At 58.5% G+C, this 6337-nt stretch carries 8 protein-coding genes; 3 read left to right on the top strand and 5 right to left on the bottom strand.

The features are described 5' to 3' along the window. Window positions 1-359 (top strand): heme NO-binding domain-containing protein (locus GOB85_RS04230; RefSeq protein ID WP_173576369.1); only part of this gene is annotated, 359 nt, incomplete at its 5' end. After that, window positions 359-1504, top strand: coding sequence for a GGDEF domain-containing protein (locus GOB85_RS04225; protein WP_173576368.1), 1146 nt, complete (start codon window positions 359-361; stop codon window positions 1502-1504). The genes GOB85_RS04230 and GOB85_RS04225, both read left to right, overlap by 1 nt. A 273-nt stretch (window positions 1505-1777) precedes the next feature. Here GOB85_RS04225 and GOB85_RS04220 read toward each other — a convergent pair whose 3' ends face one another. The 3 genes from GOB85_RS04220 to GOB85_RS04210 form a co-directional block, all read right to left on the bottom strand. Next, window positions 1778-2293 (bottom strand): CinA family protein, encoded by a 516-nt coding sequence (locus GOB85_RS04220; protein WP_242011277.1) that lies wholly within the window; start codon window positions 2291-2293, stop codon window positions 1778-1780. A gap of 83 nt (window positions 2294-2376) precedes the next feature. Continuing rightward, complete coding sequence (trpS, locus tag GOB85_RS04215; protein WP_173576367.1) at window positions 2377-3372, bottom strand: tryptophan--tRNA ligase; 996 nt, start codon at window positions 3370-3372, stop codon at window positions 2377-2379. Between the two features lie 92 nt (window positions 3373-3464). Then, the gene (locus GOB85_RS04210) at window positions 3465-3950 is read right to left on the bottom strand and encodes a c-type cytochrome (RefSeq protein WP_173576366.1); all 486 of its coding nucleotides are present in this window, start codon (window positions 3948-3950) and stop codon (window positions 3465-3467) included. Between the two features lie 80 nt (window positions 3951-4030). Between GOB85_RS04210 and GOB85_RS04205 the strand changes: the two genes are divergently transcribed. Beyond that, complete coding sequence (locus GOB85_RS04205) at window positions 4031-4318, top strand: hypothetical protein (RefSeq protein WP_198912189.1); 288 nt, start codon at window positions 4031-4033, stop codon at window positions 4316-4318. A gap of 65 nt (window positions 4319-4383) precedes the next feature. Here the strand turns inward: GOB85_RS04205 and GOB85_RS04200 are convergent, their stop codons facing one another. Further along, a complete protein-coding gene (locus GOB85_RS04200) occupies window positions 4384-4881 on the bottom strand; it encodes an FKBP-type peptidyl-prolyl cis-trans isomerase (RefSeq protein WP_173576365.1) in 498 nt (165 codons plus the stop codon). A gap of 106 nt (window positions 4882-4987) precedes the next feature. Further along, a complete protein-coding gene (locus tag GOB85_RS04195) occupies window positions 4988-6226 on the bottom strand; it encodes an argininosuccinate synthase (protein WP_173576364.1) in 1239 nt (412 codons plus the stop codon). Between the last annotated feature and the right edge of the window lie 111 nt (window positions 6227-6337).

The following is a 6337-nucleotide window of genomic DNA, read 5'->3' as shown; positions in this document are numbered from 1 at the left end:
ACTGCGCTCGGGTGATTTCAGTCCAGGCCATCTTGATCTCATCAGGTTATCGCAAACCCATGAATCATAACCCGCTGAAATCACTCAACTCATTTTCGGTCAGACACTCAGTCAACACCATTATCCACCCGGAAGTGATGAAGCTCTACTCGGGAGCCTGCTGTCCCTTCTTCAAATTTCATGAGCACCCCGACGGAGCGCTCGAAATGACCTATAAATCCTCCAGAAAACTCCTGGATCTCGCTCATGGTTTTGTTCTTGGCGCAGCGGACCTCTGGGGCGAAGCAGTGTCCATCGAACGTTTCCCGACAGGTTCACCACGCGAAAACGACATGATCATCCGCTGGCTCGCTGAATAATGGAGCCGGAAGGTGATTCTGACGCGGAGGACTACAGGGCGCTCTACCTCCGGACCCGCAGGCGCCTCGAACGCGAACGAAAAATTCGCCGGGAAGCCGAGGCCATAGCAGAGCGCGGTCTCCGTGAGCTTTACCGCCTGAATGCCCAGCAGAAGCTTCTCGAAACAATCGTGAGCTGCGCCAACACCACGTCATCGACCCGGTGCGTCCTGAAAGTCGCTCTTGAAGAAACATGTAAAGGTCTCGGCCTGACCGGTGGCGTTGCCTTTCTGAAAGGTAAACACGGTTTCGGCCTCATCGATCCGGATCTCTGCACTCCTGACACACCAGCAGCCCTGAAGAATATCCGGATCGCCTGCGAGGCCTCCGGATTGTTCGAATCCGGAGGCCTCGCCGCACAAATCACGGACGAGCAGAAAATCATCAGCTGGACGATCGGCCAGGATAAAGACACGACAGCAGCCTTTTCGCATGGGCTTGGTCTCCCGGTGATCGCCGGTGGTGTCGTCAGAGCCCTTCTGATCTTTTTCTCCTGCGCGGAGGTCAGGGCGGAAGAACCCATCGTTGGCCTGTGCATGAACATCGGCGGTCACATCGCCCGTGTCATGGAGCGCGAACAGGCTGAGCAAAAATTGCGCCATGATGCCTCGCACGATGCACTGACTGGCCTGCCCAACCGAACGCACTTCAACCGTAAACTCGCCGACACGGTTCGGTCATGGAATTCCACCACCGTGCCACCAGCCATCTGCGTCATCGACCTTGATCATTTTAAGCAGATCAATGACAGTTTTGGCCATGCGGTCGGAGATATGTTTCTCGCTGAGGCGGCCCACCGTCTGGCCGAATGCACCGATCCCTACCCTGGCTGCACGCTTGCCCGCATCGGTGGTGATGAATTCATGGCCTGCCTCACCGGCCTGCCGGATGCCGCCGAGGCTGTGCTGATCGCAGATCGTCTGTGCCGCGTCTTCGACCGCCCCTTCTTTCCGGATGGCCATGAACTGATGTCATCCGCAAGTGTCGGCATTGCATTCTGGACAACTCCGCAGACCGCTGCGTCGCAAATCCTGCACGCCGCCGACTCAGCCATGTATGCCAGCAAGAAGCGCGGCGGCGGCATCGTCACGATCGCAGAGCGCTGAACTATGAACTACCCGCCACGCCGCAAAGTGGCCCCACGACGCCCGGTACCTCCCTCCGCGTTCCGTATCAGTATGAGCCGGAAGCCCGACATTGGCAGAGCCATCATATCATCGACTAAATACAAAAATCCGATCATGAAGGATTGCCCGCCATATGCCTCATACCCCACGGATCATCGCCGACAGCGCCACCCTTTTCCCCCGCCGCCATTCAGGACATCAGACAGAAAATATAACGATACGATAAAGGACAACCAAAAAGCAGAGACCGCCTCAGACTTCCCCGAGCACCATTCCCAGCGCATGGCCCACTGCCTGGGCCCGCACCGCGATCCGCCCGCCCGCAAACATGCGCCGCTCAGCCCGCGCCTCCCGTCCGCGCCGCATCACAGCAAACCACACCAGGCCAACCGGCTTCTCAGCACTCCCGCCATCCGGTCCGGCAATCCCGGTAATCGCTACAGACACATCCGCATCGTCCGCAGCCTGCAAGGCCCCGAAGGCCATCGCCAGAGCCACCGCCTCACTCACTGCGCCCCATTGCACCAGCATTGCCTCAGGCACCCCCAGACAGGTCTGTTTCATCGCATTGGAATAAGTCACGAACCCGCCGGAAACCGCAGCCGAAGAGCCCGCCTGATGCGTCAGCGCCCCGGCTACCAGGCCGCCCGTACAACTCTCCGCCGTGACAACCCGCAGCCTCGCCGCTTCAAGAGCCACCAGAACATCGCTCGCAGCACTGAGAACAACGTCCGGCAATACCATGCCGCCACAGTCTGTATCCGTCATGATTCCGTCTTCCGACAGTCTGTCATCATAACACCACTTCGGCGCCATAGTATGAGCCGTTTGTCAGGATAACGGAAAAACTCTCACTTCAGAAAGCCGACAATTTCCTCAACCCGGGACACAATCGGTTCAGCAATCGCCCCGGCGCGCGCGGCCCCGTCCCGCAACACCGCGTCCAGATGCCCCGTATCCGCCAGCAGCCGCCGTGTCTCAAGCGCAATTGGCTCAATTTTGCTGACCAGAACGTCCGTCAGCGCCTGCTTGAACGGTCCGAAACCTTCCCCGCCATGCTGCGCCAGAACCTGATCCACACTCAGTCCCGAAAGCACCGCATAAAGCCCGACCAGATTGCGCGCTTCCGGCCGGCCTTCCAGCCCCTCAGCCGAGCCCGGTAAGGGCTCAGGATCGGTTTTCGCCCGACGTATTTTCAGCGCAATCATGTCAGCATCATCCGTCATGTCGATCCGGCTCTGTGCCGACGCATCGGATTTCGACATCTTCTTCGTGCCGTCACGCAAACTCATCACCCGCGCAGCCTCAGGCGGCACAAAAGCTTCAATCGTCTGAAAGAACTCAACGCCGTAATCATGATTGAACTTCTGCGCGATATCATTCGCCAGTTCGATATGCTGCCGCTGGTCGTCTCCCACCGGCACCCGTGTCGCCTGATAGGCCATAATGTCGGCCGCCATCAGGTTCGGATAGACATAAAGCCCCGCCGAGTGATTCTCCCGGTCCTTGCCAGCTTTGTCTTTGAACTGCGTCATCCGGTTCAGCCAGCCCAGCCGCGCCACACAGTTGAAAATCCATGCCAGGCGCGCATGCGCGCTTACTGCCGACTGGTTGAACAGAATCTGCCCGACCGGATCAATCCCCGAGGCCAGCAGCACCGCCGTTTGCTGCCGCGTCTGCTCCCGCAGGTCAGCAGGGTTCTGCCAGACCGTGATCGCATGCAGATCCACAAGGCAAAAAATGCACTCGTGATCATCCTGAAGCGAAACCCAGTTACGGATCGCGCCCAGATAGTTGCCCAGATGAGGAATGCCAGTCGGCTGAATGCCGGAGAATACGCGTTTCATGCCCGCTTTGTCGGGCGTTTCACCTCATCCGGTCAAGACGTAACACTCACGTCCCACCATGCAATGAACGCGGCCGTCAGGCAGGGCAACCATCAGGGGACGGAATGCTCCCGGTCAAGCGCCTCGCGCATCGAAGCCGTGCCACTCGCGCCCACCCGATGCGCCCGCGCCTCAGCCACATCCGCCGCCGTAATGACAGGAGCCGGCACCGTCGAACCCTGACCGGAAAGATATGTCAGGATCAGCGCCGCTTCTTCATCAGAAAGATACCGGAAAGGCGGCATCTCCGCCTCGTAAGACATCCCGTTTGCCCGCATAGGCCCGCTCAGCCCATTCATCAGAACTGCCGCCAGATAGCGCTTTCCTTCCGGAGTCGATGCAATCCGGTCAATCCGACCCGTCAGCGGCGGCACCGATCCGGCCATGCCCTGTCCACCGTGGTGACAGATGCCGCAGTTCGAGCCATACAAAAAATGACCGCTCTTATGCCGCGAACAGCCACTCAGGAGCGCGATGGCGATGAGCGCGGAAATCAGGCGGCCACGGCGGAAACTGTTTCGGGCGGATAAAAAATGCATAGGTCCTGTCTGAAATCTGAAAGCCACGGCACACCCGCAAAGAGCGTTAAGTTACCATAACGTCCATGAAGGAGCATCACATGGCCTCTGTTTATCATCCCGCTCGCAGGCTCGCAGCACTCTGCACCCTGATCGGGCTGGCAGCAGTGACAGCAACTCCTGCCGCCAGCGCCGCGACACGCGAAGAACAGAGCGCAGCCTGTAAAGGCGATGCTCTCAAACTCTGTACCTTCTATATTCCGAATGAGCAGAAAATCGCAGCCTGCCTGCAGGCAAAGCGCGACAAACTGAGCCCCGCCTGCAAAACATTTTTCCCCGAAAAGAAATCTTCAAAGGGCAGGAAATCCTCAAAGCCGAGAACTTCATAAAATCTGACGGGATCGGGATGTCAGCCCCCCGGTCCCGTCAGAAATCAGCGCGCCGGATAAACCGATTATTCCGCGTGCTCGACGCCCAGAAGCTGAATCTTGAAGATCAGCGGGCTGTTTGATGGAATAATGCCCATCTCACGCGAGGCATAACCAAGCTTCGCCGGAACATAGAGCATCCATGTGTCGCCGACATGCATCATCGGCAGAGCTTCCATCCAGCCCGGCACCAGACCGTCAAGCGGCATCCGCATATAAGCGCCCTGACCATGCTGGTCAGAACTGTCGAAGATCGATCCGTCCGGCAGCCTGCCTTCATAAATCAGCATCATGCCGTCGCCCTTGCGCGGCGAAGCGCCGTCCTTCGGACCTGAGGTCAGAACCTTATAGGCCAGTCCATCAGGAAGAACCGTCACACCCGGCTGCGAGATCTCCTTCTTCATGATCTGCTCGGGGGTGAGTTCCGGCTCTTCGTTGTGCCCGCATGCGGCCAGAGGAAGGCCAAGAAGCCCCACCAGCGCGAGGGGGAACAATTTTTTCGAATTCAGCGAAAAACGCACCATTTCACCTCAGAAATTGTTGAAAAACGGCATTACACTGCCCGATCACATCGCAACACGCGACATGACCGGATGACACTACCCGTTCAGACCAGACTACGGCAGACCGTCAGAGCGATCCGCCCCGCCGACCGATCTGTGCTCCCAGACGCAGCCGCAGGGCATTGAGCTTGATGAAGCCCTGAGCGTCCTGCTGATTATAGGCGCCCTGGTCATCCTCAAACGTCACCACCCGTGTGTCGTAAAGACTGTTCGGGCTCTCGCGACCAATGCAGATCACGTTACCCTTGTACAGCTTCAGACGAACCCGCCCCGTCACCGAATGTTGAGACGTATCAATCAGCGCCTGCAACATCCGCCGCTCAGGCGAGAACCAGAACCCGTTATACAGGATTTCCGCATACCGTGGCATCAGACTGTCCTTGAGGTGCATCGCCTCACGGTCCAGCGTGATCGACTCGATGCTCCGATGCGCCGTCAGCAGAATCGTGCCGCCCGGCGTCTCATAGATGCCGCGTGACTTCATGCCGACAAACCGGTTCTCCACCAGATCAAGACGACCAATCCCGTTTGCCCGGCCCAGTTCGTTCAGCTTCGTCAGCAACATCGCCGGAGACAGAACCTCACCGTTGATCGCCACCGGATCACCAGATGCGAAATCAATCGTGATCTCAGTCGCCACGTCCGGCGCATCTTCCGGCGCAATCGTCCTCTGGAAAACAAGCTCCTCAGGCGGCACCGCAGGATCTTCGAGAATTTTCCCCTCAGAAGAAGAGTGCAGCAGATTCGCATCCACCGAGAACGGAGCCTCGCCACGCTTGTCCTTCGTCACCGGAATCTGATTTTCTTCAGCGAACGCCAGCAGACGCGTCCGGGACGTCAGATCCCACTCACGCCAGGGCGCAATCACCGTGATGTCCGGCTTCAGCGCATAATACGCCAGCTCAAACCGCACCTGATCATTGCCCTTGCCTGTCGCGCCGTGCGCCACAGCGTCCGCGCCAACAGCTTCTGCAATTTCAATCTGCCGCTGCGCGATCAGCGGACGCGCAATCGACGTGCCCAGCAGATACTGGCCCTCATAAAGCGTGTTCGCCCGGAACATCGGAAACACGAAATCCTTCACAAATGTCTCGCGCAGATCCTCAACGAAGATCTCCTTCACGCCAAACATCTCAGCTTTCTTCCGTGCCGGCTCCAGCTCTTCGCCCTGACCCAGATCAGCCGTGAAGGTGACAACCTCGCAGCCATATGTCGTCTGCAGCCAGCGCAAAATGACAGACGTGTCGAGGCCGCCCGAATAGGCCAGCACCACCTTCTTGATACGTTTCCCATCGGCGGGCGCCATGCGAGGTTTCTCCGGTATTGTGTGTCACAGATCAGATGCGCCGCGCCGCCAGCCCATGGCGACAGCGCAGCCGCTCTGCTGTCAGTAGCATCCTCACCCCATGCAAGGCCA

It is taken from the genome of Acetobacter fallax (assembly GCF_011516735.1).
In the GTDB taxonomy this organism is placed as follows: Bacteria; Pseudomonadota; Alphaproteobacteria; order Acetobacterales; family Acetobacteraceae; genus Acetobacter; species Acetobacter fallax.
This window is presented reverse-complemented; position numbering and strand designations above follow the sequence as displayed.